Below are 21930 nucleotides of genomic sequence, written 5' to 3'. Positions count from 1 at the left end.
GCGCGCGGCAGCTCAGGACGCGGCATCGCTGACAAGGAGGCAGCATGAACATGGCGACACGTCAGGAACCCCATCCACGACTCTTGTTGGTGGAAGACGACCCGATCAGCCGCGGCTTTCTGCAGGCTGCCCTGGAAAGCCTTCCGGCCCAGGTGGATTGCGCAGATTCGTTGTCGTCGGCGCTGGACCGCGCGCGCGAACGTCGCCACGACCTGTGGCTGATCGACGTCAATCTCCCCGATGGCACCGGCAGCGGCCTGCTGCGTGCGTTACGTCTGCTGCACCCGGACGTGCCTGCGCTGGCGCATACCGCCGATGGCGACATGGCGATGCAGCGTGGTCTGCAGTCCGATGGCTTTCTGGAAATGCTGGTCAAGCCGCTGACCACCGAACGCCTGCTGCAGGCGGTGCGTCGCGGTCTGGCGCGTGGCCGCTACAGCGTGGCGCCGGTCGGTGTGGTCGACATCGCCGCCAGCGATTGGGACGAGGCGGCAGCGCTGAGCGCGCTCAACGGTCAGCAGCACCACCTCAACGCACTGCGCGAACTGTTCCTGGCAGAGCTGCCGGGCACACGCGACGCGGTCACCTCGGCACTGAACATCAGCGATGAGCAGGCGCTGCGCAATCATCTGCATCGCTTGCAGGCCAGTTGCGGTTTCGTCGGCGCCGCCCGGCTGGCCGGCGCGGTCCGCCTGCTGCGTGGCGACCCGCAATCGCACACCGCACAGACCCAGTTTCATGCGGCGGTGGCGGCGTTATTGCACTGAACTGAGGTTGTATTCGTCAGCGCCACCCGCGGGTCAGGCGCTGACTGAATGTCGACAGGATCGGATACGCGATTCGTCAAATGACACGCGGCACTGCACTTGGCCGCGTCGTGCAGATCAACGACGACGCGCCAGATCCTCCAGCATTTCCCAGGATTTCAGGCTGCGTCCGTTCAGATGATGCAACAGCACGCTACGCATGCTGCGGCGCAAGCCGGGCATGTCATCGGTAGCCGGCATTGTGTCCTCCCCCAGCGCCAGCAACGCCGCACCGGTGACAGTCTCACGCCGATCCTGCGCCAGACGTTCGCTCAGTACCCGCATGGCACCTTCCTGCGGATCGAGTCGATAACGCGCCGCCGGGTCGATCGGCTGCCCGTCGCTGTCGTGCTGCAGATCGAAGGCAAACCCCAGCCCCTCCAGCACATCGCGCTCGAACTGGCGCAACCCCCACGCCAGCGACAACTCCGAGGCCAGATGCGCACGTGCCTGCGCGTAGCACGCATAAAGCTCGGGGACCGCATCATTGCGTGGAGCCAGACGCAGCAACAGCTCGCTGATATAGAAGCCGGCGAGCATGCGTTCGCCGACCAATCGCGGCGCGGTATCCAGCGCTTCGGCCTGGCGCAGTTGCGCAAGTTCTCCGCGCTGCACGGCCGTGAACTGAATCAGTTGCAGCGGCTGCAGCGCCGCCCGCAGCGCCTGCTTGCGCGGGCCTTGCACGCCACGCGCCAGCAACCCCACCCGCCCGTGCTGCTCGGTCAGCACTTCCACCAGCAAGCTGGTCTCGCGCCAGGCGCGCACATGCAGGACGAAGCCGTGTTCGTGCTCGATCAGCATGGAAGCAGTTGCCGGGACTGGGGACCCGGGACCCGGGACACGTAGACAGCAAGGGCAGCGCCCCCAGAATGGCGACGGTGCGCAGCAGCGCTGCCCGAGCTACATGCGCGGTCCACAGACACGCGCACCATTTGCACAACGCTTATCCCGGCATTGTTCCGCAAAGCTGAAAGCTCCGCCGCGGATGGAGCGAGCACCGCTCGCTCAACACGGGGCGCAGCATGCCGAGACATCGCCCTGCGCCATGTCCGTAGCATTGCCGGCGCACTGGCGGACAGCGTCCGCTTTCCGGGTCCCGGGTCCCGGGTCCCCGGCCCCGCTTTCATTCGTAACCGAACGCCTTCAATGCCGCTTCGTCATCCGACCAGCCTTCGCGCACGCGCACCCAGGTTTCCAGGAACACTTTTGCACCGAACAGTCGCTCCATCTGCAGGCGCGCCTTGCCGCCGATTTCCTTCAGACGGGTGCCGCCCTTGCCGATCACGATCGCCTTCTGGCCCTCGCGCTCGACCCAGATCACCGCACCGATCCGCAACAGCGCGCCGTCTTCGGCAAAGCGCTCGATTTCTACGGTGGTGGCATACGGCAGTTCTTCGCCCAATTGGCGCATCAGCTGCTCGCGCACCAGCTCGCCTGCCAGAAAGCGTTGGCTGCGGTCGGTGATTTCGTCTTCGCCATACATCGCCTCGGCTTCGGGCACCAGCTTGAGCAGATCGCTCACCAACGCTTCCAGCCCCTTGCGCTTGAGCGCGGACACCGGATGCACGGCGGCGAACGTACGGCCCTCGCTGACCTGCGCCAGAAACGGGAACAACGCAGTCTTGTCCTTGAGCCGGTCGACCTTGTTGACGACCAGCACCACCGGCACCCCCGCGTCGCTGAGCACGCGAAACGCCAGGGTGTCTTCTTCGTCCCAACGGCCGGCCTCGATCACCAGCACCGCGGCGTCCACGCCTTCGAGCGAACCGCGCGCGGCGCGATTCATCACCCGGTTCATCGCGCGCTTTTGCTCGCGGTGCAGCCCGGGCGTGTCGACCAGCGCCAGCTGCCCTTCCGGGAAGGTAGCGATGCCCAGCAGCCGATGCCGCGTGGTCTGCGGGCGATTGGACACGATGCTGACCTTGGCGCCTACCAGGGCATTGGTCAGAGTGGATTTGCCGACATTCGGCCGGCCGATGATGGCAACGCTGCCGCTACGATGGGGAGTGGTTTCGCTCACGTGTTTACATCCAGTTGTGCGATGACGGTAGCCGCCGCCTGTTGCTCGGCAAGACGGCGCGACGTGCCCTGACCCTCGGCGCGGGCGATGGGCTGCTCCAGAATGCAGGCGACGTGGAACTGCTTGGCATGTTCGTCGCCGCTCTCGCTGATCAGAGCGTAATTGGGCAGCGGCAGCTGCCGTGCCTGCAGCCATTCCTGCAGCCGCGTCTTGGGATCTTTTTCGGCCTTGCCGACCGGTAACGCCGCAAGCGATGACTCGAACCACGGAAGCACCACCGCGCGACAGCGTTCGAATCCGCAGTCCAGATAGATGGCCGCAACGATCGCCTCGACCGCATCGGCCAGGATCGAATCGCGCCGATGACCACCGGACTTGAGTTCGCCCGGGCCCAGCGTCAACCGCTCGCCCAGATTGAGCGTGCGTCCAATCACCGCCAGTGCGCCTTCGCGCACCAGCTCGGCGCGCGCGCGTGTCAATGCGCCTTCGTCGGCCTTGGGCCAGCGCTGATACAACGCCTCGGCAATCAGCAGATTGACGATGCCGTCACCGAGAAACTCCAGCCGCTCGTTATGCGGCGTCCCGGCGCTGCGATGCCGCAGCGCCTGGGCGAGCAGACCCGGATCAGCGAATGCATGGCCGATCGGATCGCCACGTTGGAAGGTTCTATTCGACACCGCGTTTCGTCATGTCCTGCGAGGTATCGAACTTGCCGACAATATCCAGATTGCCGATCAGCTCGCGACGCACTTCGTAGTTGACCTTCATCCGCCAGCCGCCTTCAACACGCTCGAACTTGACGTCTTCTTTTTTGACGTTCTCCGAGTAATTGATGTACAGCCGACGAAAGAACAGATCCTGCAGCTTTGAAGGATCCATGTCGGCACTGCCGGGCTCATTGGCCAGGCCCTTCATTGCGGTGCGGACGGAGTAATACTCCTGATACATCGGAAACAGCTTCATCCCGATGTACAGGCCAAATCCGACCACCGCCAGCACCACCACGAACGACGTCAACGTCATACCGCTTTGCTTGCGCTTCATTGTGCTATCCCCGGCACGCCGTGCGTGCATTTACTGGATTCCAGTCCCGATCCGCGACGGATCGAAACTCCCCTTACAGAACCACCCTTCGCAATTGAGCCAGATCAGAAACGCCTTGCCGCGCAGATTGGCTTCCGGCAAGAAATGCGTCTGGGTCCAGAACCGACTGTCTTCACTATTGTCGCGATTGTCCCCCATCACGAAATAGCTGTCTGCCGGCACCGTCCAGTCGCCCTGGCCGGCCGGCATGTTGCGGTCCACCCACTCCAGCACGGTATGCGTACGGCCCGGCAGGTCCTCGACCAGCAAGGTGGTGCCGGTCATCTCGGCGCCCTTGCCCTTGCCGATGTACTCGCCCTTGACGGTATAGCGCATCGGCTTGTCGTTGATATACAGCGTGTCGCCGTGGAAGCCGATCTTGTCGCCCGGCAGGCCGACCACGCGCTTGATCCAGTTCTGATCCGGCGCATGCGGCGGCTTGAATACCACCACGTCGCCGCGCTTGGGCTCGCTGGTCGGAATGAATTTGGTATTGGTGATCGGCAGACGGAAACCGTAGGCGAACTTGTTGACCAGGATGAAATCGCCGATCAGCAGGTTGGGCATCATCGAACTGGATGGAATCTTGTACGGCTCGGCCACGAAGCTGCGCAGGATCAGCACCACCGCCAGCACCGGGAAGAACGCGCGCGAGTAATCGATGATCGCCGGCTCGCTGTCCAGCAGCCCGGCACGCGCGGCACGGCGCTTGGCCAGGAACAGCTTGTCCAGCAGCCAGATAAAGCCGGTGCCCAGCGTCAGCACAACCAGGATGATTTCAAACCATTTCATTGATGTTCCTTTCGGAAAGGGAATCGAGAATCGAGAATGGGGAATTGGAACAGCGGGAGCACGTGCGCCCTTACGATTCCCGATTCCCGATTTACCATTCCCTGCTACTTATCCATCTGCAGCACGGCCAGGAAGGCCTCCTGCGGAATCTCCACGCGGCCGACCTGCTTCATGCGCTTCTTGCCTTCTTTCTGCTTTTCCAGCAGCTTTTTCTTGCGCGAAACGTCGCCACCATAGCACTTGGCCAACACGTTCTTGCGCATCGCCTTGACCGTGGAACGCGAGATGATCTGCGAGCCGACGGCGGCCTGAATTGCAACGTCGAACATCTGCCGCGGGATCAGTTCCTTCATCTTTTCGCACAGCTCGCGGCCGCGCCGGTCGGCATGGCTGCGGTGCACGATCAGCGACAACGCATCGACCTTGTCGCCATTGATAAGCACGTCCACTCGCACGAACGGGCCGGCATCGAAACGCACAAAGTGATAATCCAGCGAGGCATAGCCACGGCTCACCGACTTGAGCTTGTCGAAGAAGTCCAGCACCACTTCGGCCATCGGCAGCTCATAGCTGATCTGCACCTGGCTGCCCAGATAATTGATGCTGATCTGGGTGCCGCGCTTTTCTTCGCACAACTTGATGATGTTGCCGATGTATTCCTCGGGCGTCAGCACGTTGGCGCGAATGATCGGCTCGCGAATCTCCTCCACCAGGTTCAACTGCGGCAGCTTGGCCGGGTTGTCCATGTTGATGATGGAGCCGTCGGTCTTGAGGACTTCGTACACCACGGTCGGCGCAGTGCTGATCAGGTCCAGGTTGTACTCGCGCTCCAGACGCTCCTGCACGATTTCCATGTGCAGCATGCCCAGGAAGCCGCAACGGAAACCAAAGCCCATCGCTTCGGAGCTTTCCGGCTCGAAACGCAGCGCGGCATCGTTCAGGCGCAACTTGTCCAAGGCTTCGCGCAGATCCGGATAATCCTCGGCATCGACCGGGAACAGGCCGGCGAACACGCGCGGCTGCATTTCCTGAAAACCCGGCAACGCATACGGCGCGGGATCGGCAGCCAGGGTCAAGGTGTCGCCGACCGGCGCGCCATGCACGTCCTTGATCGAAGCGTTGATCCAGCCCACTTCGCCAGCACCCAGCGAAGGCAGATCCTTGCGCTTGGGGGTGAACACGCCGACCTTGTCGACCAGGTGCGTGCGCCCGGTCGACATCACCAGAATCTTGCTGCCCGGCTTGATCTGGCCCTGCATCACGCGCACCAGCGACACTACGCCCAGGTAATTGTCGAACCAGGAATCGATGATCAGCGCTTGCAGCTTGTCGGTATCGCGCGGCTTGGGCGGCGGGATGCGATGCACGATCGCTTCCAGCACCAGGTCGATGTTGAGACCGGTCTTGGCACTGACCGCGACCGCGTCTTCGGCATCGATGCCGATCACCGCTTCGATCTCGGCCTTGGCACGGGCGATGTCGGCAGTCGGCAGGTCGATCTTGTTGAGCACCGGCACCACTTCCAGCCCCTGCTCCACCGCGGTGTAGCAGTTGGCTACCGATTGCGCTTCCACGCCCTGGGCGGCATCGACCACCAGCAGCGCGCCTTCGCAAGCGGCCAGCGAGCGGCTGACTTCATAGGAGAAGTCGACATGCCCGGGGGTGTCGATGAAGTTCAGCTGATAGACCTGCCCGTCCTTGGCCGTATACGGCAAGGACACCGACTGTGCCTTGATCGTGATGCCGCGTTCGCGTTCGATCGGGTTGGAGTCGAGAACCTGGGCCTCCATCTCGCGCGCCTGAAGGCCGCCGCATAGCTGGATGATCCGGTCGGCCAGGGTGGATTTCCCGTGATCGACGTGGGCAATGATGGAGAAGTTGCGGATGTACCGCATTGAATCAGAGGACATTGAGGTGGGCGCCGGCGGGGCCGTCGTCAGGGTAACGCAGCATTATCGCACGCTTTGGAGCGGGGATTAGGGAGTCGGGATTGGGGATTCGAAAGTCAGAGGCAAGAACAGGTACCCGCGAGCGGGGGCCTGCTCTTGCCAATCCCGAATCACCAATGACCAATCCCGGCCGTCCTCACCCGCCGGCCTTCAGCGCCACATAGCTGGTGGCCTTGCCGTCGGTGACCAGCAGCATGACCACGTCGCCCTTCTTGTAGCTGGACAGCGCGCGGTTGAGTTCGGCGACGCTGCCGACCTTGGTCCGGCCGACGCGGGCGATGAGCAGGCCCGGCGACAGCGGCGGTTGGGTGCTACGCGCTGCTACGCCAGTGACCGCGGCAATCCGCACGCCCTCGCCCGCTTCCAGGCCCAGCCGACTGCGCTCGGCGGCGGTCAGGTCTGCCACCTGCAAGCCGAGCAAGGCCACACTGGCCGGAGCCTCCGGCTTGGCGTCGGCTGCTGCGGTGCGTGGCGCGGCGTCTTCGCTGCCATCCTGCAATGGCGCCAGCACGACCGACACCTGACGCGGCTTGCCATCGCGCAGAATGTCCAGATTGACCTTGGCGCCCGGCGGCATCAGGCCGATCATCGGCGGCAGGTCGCTGGCCACCTCGATCGGCTTGCCATTGACCGCACGGATCACATCGCCCACCTCGACACCGGCCTTTGCGGCCGGGCTGCCAGCGGGAATGTCGTTGACCAGCGCGCCGCGGCTATCCGGCAGGCCCAGCCCTTGCGCCTTGAGCGAGTCGATCGCGCCAACCTGCACGCCCAGCATGCCGCGGCTGACCCGGCCGGTGGCCTTGATCTGCTCGGCCGCACTGAAGGCCAGGTCGATCGGGATCGCAAAACTGATCCCCATGTAGCCGCCCGACGCGGAGAAGATCTGCGAATTGATGCCGACCACTTCGCCGCGGGTGTTGAGCAGCGGACCACCGGAGTTGCCCTGGTTGATCGCCACGTCGGTCTGGATGAAGGGCACATAGCGTTGGTCGGCGTACGGATTGCTGCGGCCGGTGGCGCTGACGATGCCGGCGGTGACCGAGTGATCCAGCCCGAAGGGCGAGCCGATCGCCACCACCCACTGGCCCGGCTTGAGCGTATTGGAATCGCCCAGACGCACGGTCGGCAGCCCCTTGGCCTCGATCTTCAGCAGCGCCACGTCGAACTGTTCGTCGCTACCCACCACCTTGGCCTTGAACTCGCGGCGGTCGGTGAGCTTGACGGTGACTTCGCTGGCGCCATCGACCACGTGGTGATTGGTCAGCACATAGCCGTCGGCGGAAATGATGAAGCCCGAGCCCATCGACTTGCCGGCAATGCCGCCATCGTCATCGCCACCACCCTGGCCCGGCCCCTGCCGCGGGCCGCCCGGCATCTGAAAATCCGGGCCGAAGAAGCGCTTGAAGAACTCCGGCATCTGCTCGTCGTCCGGCATGCCGCCCTGACCGGGCATCCCACCTTGCCCGCCGCGCCCGCCACGCGCCGAACGCGCCATCGCATCCTTGCGGGTGATGGTGGTTTCGATATTGACCACACCCGGGCCGACCTGTTCGACCAGATTGGTGAAGTCCGGCAGGCCGGCGACCAACTGCGGCGCAGGGGTGGTGCTGCGGTTGGCGGCAATCGGCGCACTGGCCTTGGCGGCCGGCGCTGGCGCCGTTTGCTGAGCACAGGCTGCCAGCGGCAACGTCATGGCGATCAGGCCAAACATCTGGGTACGCATGCGGTGATTCATCGAGTTGCCTCCGATGGCAGGGCGACAGGGGCCGGAACCCGCGAGATGACACGGGCCCGGCAAGTTAACGGGAGGAAGCGCGCCGACTGGATGAAGATCGGCGGCCGGATCAGTTCTGCGGGACCTGCACCGGCAGCGGCCGGCTCTGCGCAGGGTTGCCGGTCGCCTGGGGCGCAGGCTCGAACGGATAGAACGCCGGACCCTGGCGGCTCTGGCTGAAACTGGCGTTGAGCGGGCTATCGCCTGCGCCGGACAACGCCGCGCGTGGCCACGGGCGCGCCTGCAGTGTCGTGTCCGGATGGGTAAATGGATTGGAGGTTGCTGCCGGGCTCACCGCTGCCGCAGGAGCCGGGGTAGCCGACGCCACCATCCGGGCAGGCGCCTGTTGCTGCCGTGCCGCTGCACTGCGCGCCACCTGCTGATTGCGGGTAGCGGCACCGCGGCGCGTGGACGCCAGCGCAGCGGCCGGCACCGCCGCGACGAGCGCGCCGCCGTCGCCGGGGTTGGCCGGGTCGGGCATTACCGGTGCTTTCGGTGCAACCGGCGGCGAGGCGGCGGGCGGCAGCTGCGCCGCAGTCGCATACACCGGCACAGCGGAGGCTGGCGGTGCCGTCTCCGGCAAGCGCTCGCGCGCCATGAACAAGGCGATTGCGGCAACCGACGCAGCAATCGCTGCACCGCCACCCCAACGCCAGCGTGCGGCCGAGCGCGGTGCCGGCTGGGCCTGCGGCGCTGGCTCATCGGCAATAGCGCTGCGCACACGCGCGGCAAAATCCAGTGGCGCCGGCGCGCTGGCTGCACCGCGCAGCACATCGCCGCACAGCTGCCAGCGCTCGTGGCAGCCGGCCAGCTCCTCATCGTGCGCCAGACGGCGCAGCAAGAAGCGCGACTCGTCGGCGTTCAACTCTCCGTCGACCAGCGCAGACAACTGCTGCCGGTAGTGACGTTCGAATTTGTCGGTGGTGGACATGGCAGGGTTATCGCTCATACACGGTGTCGCTCACGGGTAGCGCTTTCGGTCTCCAGCAGAGGCCGTAGCTCGATGTCGATGGCCTCGCGCGCCCGGAAGATGCGCGAGCGCACCGTTCCGATCGGGCAATCCATCTTTCGCGCGATGTCCTCGTAACTCAGCCCCTCCACCTCGCGCAGGGTGATGGCCGACCGAAGTTCTTCCGGCAGTGCTTGGACCGCACGCATCACCGTTTGTTCCAGCTCCTGTCGCATCAATTCGCGCTCCGGGGTGTCGTTGTCGCGCAACCGGGTCGCTCCATCGAACTGCTCGGCATCGCTGATCTCGATGTCGTCGGTGGGCGGGCGGCGGTTGTGCGCAACCAGATGGTTCTTGGCAGTGTTGACGGCAATACGGTGCAGCCACGTATAGAACTGGGAGTCGCCGCGGAAACTGTTGATCGCGCGGTACGCGCGCACAAACGTATCCTGGGCCACGTCCTGACATTCGCTCCAGTCGGCGATGTAGCGCCCGATCAACGCAACGATCCGGTGCTGGTATTTGCGCACCAGCACGTCGAACGCTGCGCTCTCGCCGCGCTGCACACGCCGGACCAGTTCCAGGTCCAGCTCCTGAGGTGTATCGACTTCGGCCATGTTGGGCCGCACTCCTGTCAGCCCAACGAAGTCGGGCAATGAGACCGCCGTTGAAGAGGAAAGTTCATACCGATCGGTTCGATCGTCACGTAGCAGGGTAGCGGCTCCACTGCGCCGCTGGCGACGCCTCCCGCGAAGCGCATGCCGTCCTGTCGACTGGTATGGGTATTTGACGTGATGGAAACAACCTCTGGATGATAACGGCCTTTCCTTATATCGCCGGACGGCCAGACGCATGCTTCCAGGTTTCGACGGGCTCCGATTCAGCCATTGGCAGGCAGACCTGCGCGAGGACGGCGTGGTCGTCCTCAGCCTTGATCGACAAGGCGCACCGGTCAACGCGTTTTCGCAGGAGGTGCTGCTCGAACTGGGCGCGCTGGTCGAGCGGCTGGCCCTGGACCCGCCCAAGGGCGTGGTGCTGCGCTCGGCCAAGGCCAACGGCTTCATTGCCGGCGCCGACCTGAAGGAGTTCCAGGACTTCGACCGCAAGGGCACGGTCAACGATGCGATCCATCGCGGCCAACAGGTGTTCCAGAAACTGGCCGAACTGCCCTGCCCTACGGTAGCGGCGATCCACGGCTTCTGCATGGGCGGCGGCACCGAAATCGCGCTGGCATGCCGGTATCGGGTGGCATCGGACGATGCCAGCACACGCATCGGCCTGCCGGAAACCAAGCTCGGCATCTTTCCCGGCTGGGGCGGCAGCGCCCGCTTGCCGCGTCTGATCGGCGCACCGGCGGCGATGGATCTGATGCTGACCGGTCGCACCGTCTCGGCCAAGGCCGCGCGGACGATAGGGCTGATCGACAAGGTCGCCGCGCCTGCAGTGCTGGTGGATGCCGCCGCCGCATTGGCCTTGAACGGCACCACGCGTCCGTTCAAGCAACGCGCGACCGCCTGGGCCACCAACACGTTGCTGGCACGCAAGCTGCTCGCGCCGCAGATGCGCAAGCAGGTCGCACGCAAGGCGCGCAAAGAGCATTACCCGGCGCCGTATGCCTTGATCAACGTGTGGGAGCGCGCGGGCGGCAGCGGTATCCAGGCGCGGCTTGCGGCCGAGCGCAAGGCGGTAGTCAAGCTCGCCAGCACGCCGACTGCGCGCAACCTGATCCGCATCTTCTTCCTGACCGAACGTTTGAAGGCGCTGGGCGGCAAGGATGCAGGCGCGGCCGCGTTGCCGCCGATTCGCCATGTGCATGTGATCGGTGCCGGCGTGATGGGCGGCGATATCGCCGCGTGGGCCGCCTACAAGGGCTTTGAGGTCACCCTGCAGGACCGTGAGCAGCGCTTTATCGATACGGCACTGACGCGCGGCGGCGAGCTGTTCGCCAAGCGAGTGAAGGACGACGCCAAGCGGCCGGCGGTGGCAGCGCGCCTGCGTGGTGATTTGGCTGGCGCGGGCGTAGCGCAGGCGGATCTGGTGATCGAGGCGATCATCGAAAATCCGCAGGCCAAGCGCGACCTGTATCAGTCCATCGAGCCGCAACTCAAGCCCGATGCAGTGCTGACCACCAATACTTCGTCGATTCCGCTGACCGAGCTGCGTGGTCACATCCAGCGCCCGGCGCAATTTGCCGGCCTGCACTATTTCAACCCGGTGGCGATGATGCCGCTGGTGGAAATCGTGCAGCACGATGGCCTGGATCCGACCAACGTGGCGCGCCTGGCGGCGTTCTGCAAGGCGCTGGACAAGTTCCCGGTGCCGGTGGCGGGCACGCCCGGATTTCTGGTCAATCGCGTGCTGTTCCCGTATCTGCTCGAAGCGGCCACCGCGTATGCCGAGGGCATTCCGGGACCGGTGCTGGACAAGACTGCGGTGAAGTTCGGCATGCCGATGGGGCCGATCGAATTGATCGACACGGTGGGGCTGGACGTCGCTGCCGGCGTCGGCGCCGAGCTGGCGCCGTTCCTGCACCTGCCGATTCCTGCCGCGCTTGCCACGGTGGACGCCGGCAAGCGCGGCAAGAAGGACGGCCAGGGCCTGTACAAATGGGAGAACGGCCGCGCGGTCAAACCCGAAGTGGCCAGCGGCTATGCCGTGCCCGCAGATCTGGAAGACCGCCTGATCCTGCCGCTGCTCAACGAAGCGGTCGCCTGCCTGCACGACGGCGTGGTGGCCGATGCGGACCTGCTCGATGCCGGCGTGATCTTCGGTACCGGCTTCGCCCCGTTCCGCGGTGGCCCGATCCAGCACATCCGCAGCGTCGGCGCGGATGCGCTGCTCGAACGTTTGCAGGCACTGCACGCGCGTTATGGCGAGCGCTTCGCCCCGCGCCCGGGTTGGGATTCGCCGGTGTTGCGGGAAGCGGTGGCATGAGTCTCCGGTAACGGGATTTTGTCTGCGAAAGCACGCGCGCCGATTGATCGTCGGCTGATTCGAATCAAGGTGCGGCGACACAACGATCGAACGGGTCGTCACCGCCCAACAACAGAACGGCGAGCCAAGGCTCGCCGTTCTTTTTTACCGGTGCCGCAACGCAACTTAGAAGCGCAGACCCACACTGGTGAAGATGTAACGCCCCGCTTGGTCGTAACCCCCCAGGGAGTTACCGTTGAAGGTGAGGCTCCCACCCACCAGCGGCGGTTCCTTGTCGGCGATGTTGTTGACGCCCAGCGTCCAGGTGACGTAATCGCCCAACTGCATCGAACCGGACAGGTCGAAGTAGTTGTACGCCGACACCTTGTTGTCCTGGTTCACTAGGCGCACGTCGGTTGTGCCACGGGTTCCGTCGGTGTTCTGGTAGTCCAGCTCACCGATGTAACGCCAACGCAGACTTACTGTGTAGCGATCGAAGTTGTAGCGCGTGCTCAGCACATGCCGCCACTCGGCACTATTGCATGCCACGTTGACCACGCCAGCGCAGTCGTAGGTCACTTCCTGCACGCCCGGAACCGGCTCGTATTCCTGCTTGAGGGCATAGCTGCCCATCATCGAGGCGGTCAGGCGGCCCGGGCCGACACTCCATGCATACGACGCGGTCAGATCGATCCCCTGGAAGTGCAACGAGCCGAAATTGTCCTGGGAATTGAAGATCAGGCCAGAGACATCGGGGTCGCTGCCGCGGAACAGATCGCCGGTGGTGGCGTTGCGGCGGACGCGGCTGCAGATGTCCGCATTGCCGGTGACACCGCATGCGGTCAGGATGTTGGAAGAACCGATGGCGCGGATGGCGTCGTCGATCTTGATGTCGTAGTAGTCCACGCTCAGATCGAGCCCCTTGATCGGGCTGGCCGCAAAGCCGACCGTCCAGGTGTTGGCCGTTTCCGGTTGCAGCGCGGTATTACCACCAGCAATTTCGTTGTACTGCCCCGCTGGATTTGCTGCCACACGCCCGTATTGCACGGCCGTCACACCGGTGTTGGCGCACTGGGCCTGGGTAAAGGTCGGATTGGCGCCAGCGCAGGGGTCGCTACCGCTCCATAGCCCGATCGTATTTTCGTTGTACAGCTCGGTGACGTTCGGAGCGCGGATCGCACGGTTCCAGCCTGCGCGCAAATGATATTTGCCATCGACAAATGTCGCACCCAGACCGGCCTTGTAGGTGCTGACGCCACCGGAGATGTCGTAGTCCGAGTAGCGATAGCCAAGCTGCATATCCAGATGATCCAGGCTACCTGCGTTAGCCAGAAGCGGCACGGCGCCTTCCAGGAACAATTCCTTGACGCTGATATCGCCGGATACATTGGAGGTCGGGCCACCGAGACCGGTGAAGTTGCCGGTCTGCATATTGCTGTCGGCGACGCGCCTGAAGGTTTCAGTACGGGTTTCCACGCCACCGACCACGCTAATCGGATTCTCGCCGGCCCATGGCAGGCTGTAACCGAAGTTGCCGGTCACATATGCATTGAACACGCGCATCGAGGTTTCGTAATTGACGATACCTACGCCCTGTAGCGCCTGCGCTTCTGCTGCGGTCACGCTGTCATTCCAGACGCTGTACGGCACGCAGCCGTCGAATGCGCCAGGCTGACAACCCAATAGCGCATCGCGCACCCGGGTCGTGACAAAGTCGTTGATATTTTCCGACTTGGTGGTACTGCGGTTATAGGTAAAGGAGGCGTCGTACGACCAGTTGTCGTTGATATCGCCCTGCGCACCAGTGGTGATGCTGAAGCTGTTTGTGTCTGAATCGGTAATGCGCGGACCACCTTCGACGTTGCGCTTGGCAACGTAGACCGTGAACTCGTCGTCTGTGATACCGACATCGTTACACAAGCTGCCGATCACCGATGTTGCGCAGTTGACATTGAGGTCGGTAAAGAATGCACCGGATGGAGCGATCTGGGTGGAACTCTTGCGGTTGACGAAGAGTGTTTCGAGGTAGGGCTTGAAGTGCTCATTGACCTCGTACTTGATGCTGCTGCCAGCCGTGTAACGCGTGTCAGGCCGTTGGTAGTAATTTAACGGCGCAAAATTGTAGAGATTGGGCGAAGCGACCTGCGACCAGGTCCCGCCCGCGGACGGCTGCACATAGAACGCCCCGGCAGACGGAGCGACAACGTAGAAATTTGCAGGGTCCGCAGTCGCCGAACCGCCGCATGCAGTGCCCGCATTGCTCAATGCACAGGCAGAGTAATCGCGCTGCCCCTGCAGCAAGGGATCATTCTCGCGCCAGGTTGCCCAGGCGGTCGCATGACCGGATTCGCCGAAACTGCCGCCGATCGCCAGATCCACATTGCGGGAAATACCATCGAAACCGGAATTGCCGGTTGGATAATCGTACCCCGCATCATCCATCAGGCCGCGCATCAGCTTATTGCCGTTGTCGTGCTGAAAGGCGTTGTAGCCCATATCGACACTGACACCTTCAAACTCGTCGTCCAGTACGAAGTTGACCACGCCGGCGACTGCGTCCGACCCGTACACCGCAGAAGCACCGCCAGTGAGAACATCCACCCGGCGCACCAGTGCGGCAGGAATGATGCTGATATCCGGGCTTTCGCCGATGCCCTTGGGGATACGCCTGCCGTTGACCAAGGTCAGGGTCCGCTGCGCACCCAAGCCACGCAGATCGACGGTTGCATATCCATCCGAACCGTTGTTGGCAAAGTTGTCGAAGCTCGCGGCAAGCTGGGGATACTGATTGATCAGATCTTCGACCTTGGTCGCGCCGGTGTATTGAAATTCTTCCTTGTTGATTTCTGCCACGGGGCTGGAGGCAGTCATCGTCTGGCTTTTGATGCGCGTGCCGGTGACGTTGACCGTGTCCAGGCTTTTGGCATCCATCGATGGCTGCTCCTGCGCCATCACGGACCCTGTGAACGCCAGTGCAGCGGCGCCAACCGCGAGCGATACCCTGATGGCATCGCGCAACTTGCTGGTCTTCAATCTCATCTCTCTCTCCGACAGTGCGAACGGGTGGCGCAGGGCAAGACACGCCACCGGAGAGCGGCAGGTGCGCAACCACTGCGACGACGCAGGCGAGCGCAGTAAACGGCGCTGACCACATTGGCTAGCGGGGGGCGAAATAAGCGCCCGAAAAACGCTGCCAAGCCGATGCTAAGGCGATGTCAAAGAAAATTAAAGCCCTGTTCAGCAATGCTCTGAAAGGGTGCGCAAAAGCCCCAAAACGGTGCGTGGATCACACAGTCATTGGCTTGCAGGGCTCATCGCACCATCGGCCAACGGTCTATGTAGGCCGATGCACCGATCACCTTGAAGTGGGCACTTCAACACCGGCTATCTGCAGCCGCTTCACCAGTGCGCCAAGTCCAGACAAATGCCGACGTGAGCCATGCACCGAGCGCTGATGTACCTCTCCGCGTACTTGAGCCGCACTCGCAGTGACAAAGGCCACTTCCGTCATCTCGGGCACAGCCTGGCGCGAGGCAAGCCCGCACCACTGCAATACCTGGGCGATCTGATGACCGGTATCGCGCACCAACTCCTCGTAGTGCACGTCCAAGATCTTCCCCGGCAGCAGCGCATGCCAATGACGCATCGTCTGCTGATAGGCAAGGTAATACTCGCCAATTTCGTCGAGCGCGTAGGAGAACGGATAAGCGTTGTAGAACAGGGTTTTGTACATGGCGTAGCAGGTATCGAGCGGGTCCCGTACCAGGTGGATGATGCGCGCCTTCGGCAAGGCCGTTGCGATCATGCCGCAGTAGAGATAGTTGATCGGCATCTTGTCGATCAACAGCGGATGCCCATGAACAACCTCACGCGCGCCGCGAAGGTAATCCTCACCGAGCGCGGCAAAATCGATCTGCAGCGATGCCTGCGCCGCCGTCAGCACCGGGTTGCTTGACACGATTGGTGACGCTGCAGTGCCCAGCAGTGCACCGAAGTCCATCAGTTCCCCCGCCGAACGAGCGTCGGCGTGCTGTACGAGCAGCCGTTCAAGCAACGTGGTGCCCGAGCGCGGCAAGCCAACGATGAAGATGACACCCTCGCCACCCTGGCCGGAGCGCAGCGTCTGTACTGCCGCCGGACCGTAAGCGTCGCGTATCTGCGCGATACGCGCGCACTCGGCAGCGACGTCGTATTGCAAGGTCGCGCGCTTGCTGGCAGCCGCGACTGTCAGTGTTTGAAACGACCGCTCGTGCCGACCAAGATCCTCCAGCTCCTTGGACAGCGCAAACAGGGCCGCCGCCCTTGCCTGCGCATCGAACGAGGTCGATGCCAACCTGCGGCGCAGATCGTCCAGGTGGTTCTGCTGCGCGGTCTGTCGTCGCAAGCTGGCACGCAGGTACAGCGCATCGCCGGCGTTGGGCACCAACTGCAACAGCCGATCCAGAATACGCTCTGCTGCGTCGAACTCACCGCTGAAAAATTGCATCGTCGCAAGGTCGTACATCAGCCGCGGCTGCTCTCCGAGCAATGTCATTGCCTGCCGGTACGCATCGCGTGCGGCAACAACATCCTGACAGCCGCTATGCAGAGTACCAATCTGCCAAAGCGCAGCTCCATCTGCCGCCGACAGTGCCTGTGCTTGACGAGCCACGCGCCGGGCCTGGTGGCGGCGACGCAGCTGCACCAGCAAGCTGCCGTACTTGATCAGGAGAGGAACCGGCGACACCGAAACCGCCGCGGCACGCGCGATGCGCTCGGCCGCAGTGTCTGGATCGCCGTTCGCCAGCCAGGCTTCGCTTGCCAACTCAAGCAGATGCGCATCATCGGGATGGTGTGCGCAAGCATCCTCGGCCAGTGCAACCGCATCGCGGTAGCGGCCCTGGCGCAACAACTGATATCCGTCTCGCAGAATGCTGTTGGGCTCAATCTCGGTCAATCAGGTCTCTCCCGGTCACGGACGCTGGTATCGGCGATGTCAATCTATGCGGCGAGCACGCAGTGCGACGCCGCCGGGTGTGACCAACATATAGCTCCCCAGCGCAGCAGCGCGAATCGTCACTGCATCGCCCTCGGCCAGATGACCGCGACTGCTGGATTCTGTCAGCGCCCAGCGCTGCTGGCTGTCCAACACAACGACGCGGGTACCGTCGGTCTGATAGGCCACCGCGCGGACGGTGGCGCTCACCTGTGCTGGCGACTGCCCAGTCGACGTCACCGATGCGTGCACCGGGTCGTGACCGAATTCCCGTAGCCCCCTGCTGGCTTCAGCGGCGCGCACTGCAGGCGATGGCGGGAAGCTCGCGTCGTAACAGGCCAGCCGTGGCAACGGATCGAGCACCGACGCACAGTCATGCGTGACAACCTCATGCGCCGCCGCACTCGTTGCGCATACCATCAGCAGGATTCCGAGGGATTTCCACGTTGGCATTGCGTGTCTTCGCTGTCGACTATGACCGAGCATACAAGGCAACCGTGTGGCCGGGTACGGGAACGGCCGCGTTTGCGTCGGCAAGCCGATTGACACACCGCGCATGCATGCTCAAGCATGCGGCAATACCACTTCTCCAGCTACGTTCCGGGAGCATGTATTGAACGCCTTGCTGCAGCAGGCCGCAAAACTCCTGCAGCAGGGACATCTGCAGCAGGCAGCCGAGGCCTATCGACACGTGCTGCAAGCCCAGCCCCGCTGCGCCGATGCCTGGTACAACCTGGGTTACCTGCTTCGCCGTCATGGCGATGCACTCGGGGCACTCGATGCTTACGGGCAGGCCCTGTCCTGCGGCGCTACGGAGCCGGAGCAAATTCACCTCAATCGTGCCGCACTGCTGAGCGAACATCTGCACCGGGACGCGCTGGCGCTTGAAGAACTCGAGCTTGCCCTGCAGTGCCATCCGGATTATCCGCCGGCGCTGCTCAACCTCGGCAATTTGCACGAGGAAATGGGCGCGCGCGATCGAGCGATCGCAGCCTATGCTCGACTTTTGGTCCTCGTTAGCGCCGACACATCCACCCACGCGCTGCAACTGCAGGCGACCGCCCGCTTGCTGCACCTGGACCCACCCACGCATGCGCAGGATCCGCGCCTGAGCAGGCTTGCCCAAGCTGTCGCGTTGCCGGGCCAGTATGCAGCGTTATCGGCCACTGTCTCGCATGCGCTGGCGCAGGCTTACGATCGCCTGGGGCTGCACCAGCGCGCATTCGAGACGGCAAGCGCCGCCAACCGTGATGGCTACGCACAGTCGCGCCGCTACGACCCAAAAAGGACACAACAGCGCTTCAACCATCTCAGCGCAGTGTTTGCCGACGGCGGCACCTTGAGCGAGCAATCCGACCGGCTCATTGAGCAAAACGTGGCGGCTCCGTTATTCATCTGCGGCATGTTCCGCTCCGGCTCCACCTTGCTCGAACAGGTGCTGTCGCGTCATCCCTGCATTGCTGCAGGGGGCGAGCTGGACGCGCTGCCCCGTCTGGTTGCACAGGCGTTGTCACCGTTTCCGCAAGCCGCGCAAGACCTGTCTGCACAGACCAGGGCACGCTTAGCGGCAAGCTATCAACAACGCGTCGCGCTGGCGGTTCCGCAACACACGCAGTTGCGCTACATCACGGACAAGCGGCTGGACAACTTTGAACTGGTCGGCTTGATCAAGCAGCTCTTTCCCTCCGCAAGGATCGTGCACACGCGTCGTCATCCGCTGGACAACGGGCTGTCGATCTTCATGCAGCAACTCAATCCGCGTCGATTCGCTTACGCCGGCAGACTGGAAGACATCGGGCATTTCTATGGCGCGTCTGCGCAGTTGATGCAGCACTGGCTGTCGCTGTATCCGGACAGCATCCACACATTCGACTACGACGCCTTCGTTACCGCGCCAGAATCTACATTGCGGGCGCTGCTCGATTTCCTGCAGCTGCCATGGGAACCGCAGTGCCTGGAGTTCCACCGCGCGCAGAACGCGGTCAGAACCGCCAGCTACTGGCAGGTGCGCCGCCCGCTGCATGCCGAGGCATCGGGCCGTTGGCGAGCGTATGACGCGCAGCTTGGGCCACTACGTCAGGCACTGGCAGCAACCGGCGTCGCGATCAAAGACTGATCGCCGGCTGGCGCGCACTCATCCAGCGCGATGGCGTGCGATGGTCGCTTCCATGGCATTGACCATGGCGCGCTCTTCCTCGCTCAACTGGGGATTCCACACGTCGAAGATCAGCACCACGCGCGCATGCGCACTCTCGTTGCGCGCTTCGTGCTCGATCGAGTCATCGAACACTAGCACCTTTCCGATCTCCCAATGCCGCCAGTCGTAACCCACCCGAAAGCTGCAACCCTCCGGCACGATCAACGGCAGGTGCGCCACCAAGCGCGCATTGGTCTCGCCATGGTGCGGAGGAATCACCGTCTGCGGTGCCAATACCGAAAACATCGCATTGGGGCAGACTCCCGCAATCTGCGCGGCATCCACCGATGCCAGCGCGGCAGCGGTTGCTGGACACCGCTGTAGATGGGACTCCACAGGCTGGCCATGTTGCCACAGCGGGTACGAGCTCCAGGCGGGCGAGTGGTTGAGCGCTTTCCACTGATTCACCGGCTGATCGGCCGCGTAGGCGATATAGGGAGCAAAGCCACTGCTATCGGCCGCCATGACGGCATGCAGCTCCTGTGCGATGGCATCGGTGCGTTCCTGCAATGCATCGACCCAGGGAAACGCCGCCGTGTCATGGAAGGGCAAGGCAGGCAATCGCGGAATGAGCAGACGGTTGGACTGCGAATGGAATGGGCGGGATCGGCCACTTGCGATCGCCGCCGCCTCATCCCAGCGCCCCTGGAGCGCCGCATTCACCGACTGACGTGGCACCTGTAGCGCAGTGCGCAACTGTGCTTCCAGTTCCAACGTGTGCTGCTCGACAGCCTGACTGGCGCGCGCCAGTTTGCGGCGCAGAACGGACGGCCATTGCGGCTGGGGCGGTGCAACCTTCAAGGCATCGCGGTAGACACCGGCAGCCGCGCGCGGCCTGCCACGCGCTTCCAGAAACTCGGCTTTCGCCAGCAGGCCAGGTAAAAAGTACGGATCCAGCGCCAGCGCCGCGGCAATGGCCTGCCATTCGCCGTCCACGTCTCCCTGCGCCTGCTTCACCACGGCGATGGTCAGCACGATCATCGGATCGGCCGGGCTGGTTGCCCGCGCACCGTCCAGGTACGCGATTGCGGCCTGCGTGTCGCCGCGTTGGTAGGCGTGGACCCCCAGGCTATACAGCGCCTGCGGGTGCGCCGGCGCCAGTTGCCGCACGCGCTGCCATAACGCCTCGGCTTGCTGCCAGTCCCCTGCCGATGCTGCGGCACCTGCCTCTTGCACGAGTGCGGCAACCCGCTCGTTCACCTGCTCGACCTTTACCGCCATGACACCCGCCATGTGCAGAGCTCATCCCGGGCCGATCATACGATGGAGGCGGCAACACGCCAGCTGGCCGTGAGGCCGGAAGCGTAGGCGCCTGCCTCGCGTGCTGCCTCACGCACACTGGCAACACGTTCAAGCTACAACGCCACCCACCGCTCAGTGCGAGTGGCCACCATGTCCATGCGCGTGCCCGTGGTGATCGTCATGCGCGGCGTCCGAGGCGATCTTTGGCGTACCGCAGGGTTCGGTACCGCAATCGCCGCTCTCTACTTGCAAGGTGACGTGGGCGATGTCGAAGCGGTCGTGCAGCAAGGTGCCGAGGGCGTCGCGCAGGCGATCGCGGTCGATGGTGTCGCCGACCACGACGTGCGCGGTGAGTGCGGGCGTGCTGGAGGCCAGGGCCCAGACGTGCAGGTCGTGCACGTCGTCGACGCCGGGGTAGCTGGTCAAGGCCTGACGCACCTGCGCCAGGTCGATGCCTTTGGGGACGCCTTCGAGCAGGACGTTGATCGCTTCGCGCAGCAGCACCCAGGTGCGTGGCAATACCCACAGGCCGATCAGCACCGCCAGCACCGGGTCGATCCATTGCCAGCCGGTCCAGCGAATCAGCAAGGCGCCGATGATGACTGCCACCGAGCCGAGCATGTCGCTCCAGACTTCCAGATAGGCGCCCTTGACGTTGAGACTTTCGCCGCTGCCGGCATGCAGCAGTTTCATTGCGATCAGGTTGATCACCAAGCCGAAACCGGCAATCAGCAGCATGCCGTTGGAGGAAATGTCCTGCGGTGCGCGGAAGCGTTGTGCGGCTTCCCAGAGGATGTAGCCGCCGACACCGAATAGCAGCGCGCCATTGACCAATGCCCCCAACGCTTCGAGACGGACATAGCCGTAGGTGCGGCGCGCGTCCGCCGGGCGTCGGCTCAAACGTACCGCAAGCAGGGCGATCATCAGACCGAGCGTGTCGGTCGCCATGTGCGCCGCATCCGACAACAGCGCCAGGCTGTTGGACACGAACGCGCCGATGACTTCGGCCACTAGAAAGGTGGCAGTGAGGCCAAGCGCCCACCACAACGGTGTTTCGTGGCGGATTTCGCTGGGTGCGTGGTTGTGATCGTGTCCCATGGGGTGCGGTGGCCTTGTGCGATGCGCGCACCTTAGGCGCGTGCGATGGCGGAGACTATTACACCTGCGCGTGATGACATCACATCACGTGAGCGCGGCGCGGCACCTGATTGTCCAGGCCGTGCAGCC

General features: G+C 63.6%; 17 protein-coding genes. 3 read left to right on the top strand and 14 right to left on the bottom strand.

The features are described 5' to 3' along the window. The first annotated feature begins 44 nt into the window (after nt 1-44). Nucleotides 45-767: a response regulator gene (locus tag RQH86_RS00175; RefSeq protein ID WP_115512204.1), complete on the top strand. Its 723-nt coding sequence runs from the start codon at nt 45-47 to the stop codon at nt 765-767. A 117-nt stretch (nt 768-884) separates the two neighbouring features. On the opposite strand, the gene recO is transcribed toward RQH86_RS00175, so the two are convergent. From recO to rpoE, 9 genes are all read right to left on the bottom strand, one after another. Then, a complete protein-coding gene (gene recO, locus RQH86_RS00170; protein ID WP_311239647.1) occupies nt 885-1607 on the bottom strand; it encodes a DNA repair protein RecO in 723 nt (240 codons plus the stop codon). A gap of 322 nt (nt 1608-1929) precedes the next feature. Next, nucleotides 1930-2826, bottom strand: a complete 897-nt coding sequence (era, locus tag RQH86_RS00165; protein WP_055845351.1) for a GTPase Era — start codon at nt 2824-2826, stop codon at nt 1930-1932. After that, on the bottom strand, nt 2823-3503 hold the full coding sequence (gene rnc / locus RQH86_RS00160; protein WP_055845353.1) for a ribonuclease III: 681 nt from the start codon (nt 3501-3503) through the stop codon (nt 2823-2825). The genes era and rnc overlap by 4 nt, the downstream gene beginning before the upstream one ends. Then, nucleotides 3493-3900, bottom strand: coding sequence for a DUF4845 domain-containing protein (locus RQH86_RS00155; protein WP_115512207.1), 408 nt, complete (start codon nt 3898-3900; stop codon nt 3493-3495). The genes rnc and RQH86_RS00155 overlap by 11 nt, the downstream gene beginning before the upstream one ends. After that, entirely contained in the window at nt 3901-4701 is an 801-nt protein-coding gene (lepB, locus tag RQH86_RS00150; protein WP_055845359.1) for a signal peptidase I, read from the bottom strand. A 104-nt stretch (nt 4702-4805) separates the two neighbouring features. Next, a complete protein-coding gene (lepA, locus tag RQH86_RS00145; RefSeq protein ID WP_055845361.1) occupies nt 4806-6596 on the bottom strand; it encodes a translation elongation factor 4 in 1791 nt (596 codons plus the stop codon). A gap of 190 nt (nt 6597-6786) precedes the next feature. Next, a complete protein-coding gene (locus RQH86_RS00140) occupies nt 6787-8388 on the bottom strand; it encodes a DegQ family serine endoprotease (protein ID WP_311239646.1) in 1602 nt (533 codons plus the stop codon). A 109-nt stretch (nt 8389-8497) separates the two neighbouring features. After that, nucleotides 8498-9376, bottom strand: coding sequence for a sigma-E factor negative regulatory protein (locus RQH86_RS00135; RefSeq protein WP_311239645.1), 879 nt, complete (start codon nt 9374-9376; stop codon nt 8498-8500). After that, nucleotides 9373-9993 (bottom strand): RNA polymerase sigma factor RpoE, encoded by a 621-nt coding sequence (rpoE, locus tag RQH86_RS00130; RefSeq protein WP_005991949.1) that lies wholly within the window; start codon nt 9991-9993, stop codon nt 9373-9375. The genes RQH86_RS00135 and rpoE overlap by 4 nt, the downstream gene beginning before the upstream one ends. Before the next feature lie 235 nt (nt 9994-10228). On the opposite strand from rpoE, the gene RQH86_RS00125 reads away from it, so the two are divergent. Then, nucleotides 10229-12310: a 3-hydroxyacyl-CoA dehydrogenase NAD-binding domain-containing protein gene (locus RQH86_RS00125; RefSeq protein WP_311239644.1), complete on the top strand. Its 2082-nt coding sequence runs from the start codon at nt 10229-10231 to the stop codon at nt 12308-12310. A gap of 165 nt (nt 12311-12475) precedes the next feature. On the opposite strand, the gene RQH86_RS00120 is transcribed toward RQH86_RS00125, so the two are convergent. The 3 genes from RQH86_RS00120 to RQH86_RS00110 form a co-directional block, all read right to left on the bottom strand. Further along, on the bottom strand, nt 12476-15328 hold the full coding sequence (locus tag RQH86_RS00120; protein ID WP_311239643.1) for a TonB-dependent receptor: 2853 nt from the start codon (nt 15326-15328) through the stop codon (nt 12476-12478). Between the two features lie 316 nt (nt 15329-15644). After that, nucleotides 15645-17225 carry a sulfotransferase gene (locus tag RQH86_RS00115; RefSeq protein WP_311239642.1) on the bottom strand — a complete coding sequence of 527 codons (1581 nt, stop codon included), beginning with the start codon at nt 17223-17225 and terminating at the stop codon, nt 15645-15647. A 39-nt stretch (nt 17226-17264) separates the two neighbouring features. Continuing rightward, complete coding sequence (locus RQH86_RS00110; RefSeq protein ID WP_311239641.1) at nt 17265-17717, bottom strand: hypothetical protein; 453 nt, start codon at nt 17715-17717, stop codon at nt 17265-17267. Between the two features lie 160 nt (nt 17718-17877). Between RQH86_RS00110 and RQH86_RS00105 the strand changes: the two genes are divergently transcribed. Further along, the gene (locus RQH86_RS00105) at nt 17878-19380 is read left to right on the top strand and encodes a sulfotransferase (RefSeq protein ID WP_311239640.1); all 1503 of its coding nucleotides are present in this window, start codon (nt 17878-17880) and stop codon (nt 19378-19380) included. A gap of 18 nt (nt 19381-19398) precedes the next feature. Here RQH86_RS00105 and RQH86_RS00100 read toward each other — a convergent pair whose 3' ends face one another. Both RQH86_RS00100 and RQH86_RS00095 read right to left on the bottom strand, forming a co-directional pair. Continuing rightward, nucleotides 19399-20682, bottom strand: coding sequence for an aspartyl/asparaginyl beta-hydroxylase domain-containing protein (locus RQH86_RS00100; protein WP_311239639.1), 1284 nt, complete (start codon nt 20680-20682; stop codon nt 19399-19401). Nucleotides 20683-20835: 153 nt separating this feature from the next. Further along, nucleotides 20836-21801 carry a cation diffusion facilitator family transporter gene (locus RQH86_RS00095; RefSeq protein WP_311239638.1) on the bottom strand — a complete coding sequence of 322 codons (966 nt, stop codon included), beginning with the start codon at nt 21799-21801 and terminating at the stop codon, nt 20836-20838. Nucleotides 21802-21930 lie beyond the last annotated feature (129 nt).

The organism is Xanthomonas sp. WCS2018Noco2-27 (assembly GCF_031843525.1).
Classification (GTDB): domain Bacteria; phylum Pseudomonadota; class Gammaproteobacteria; order Xanthomonadales; family Xanthomonadaceae; genus Xanthomonas.
This window is presented reverse-complemented; position numbering and strand designations above follow the sequence as displayed.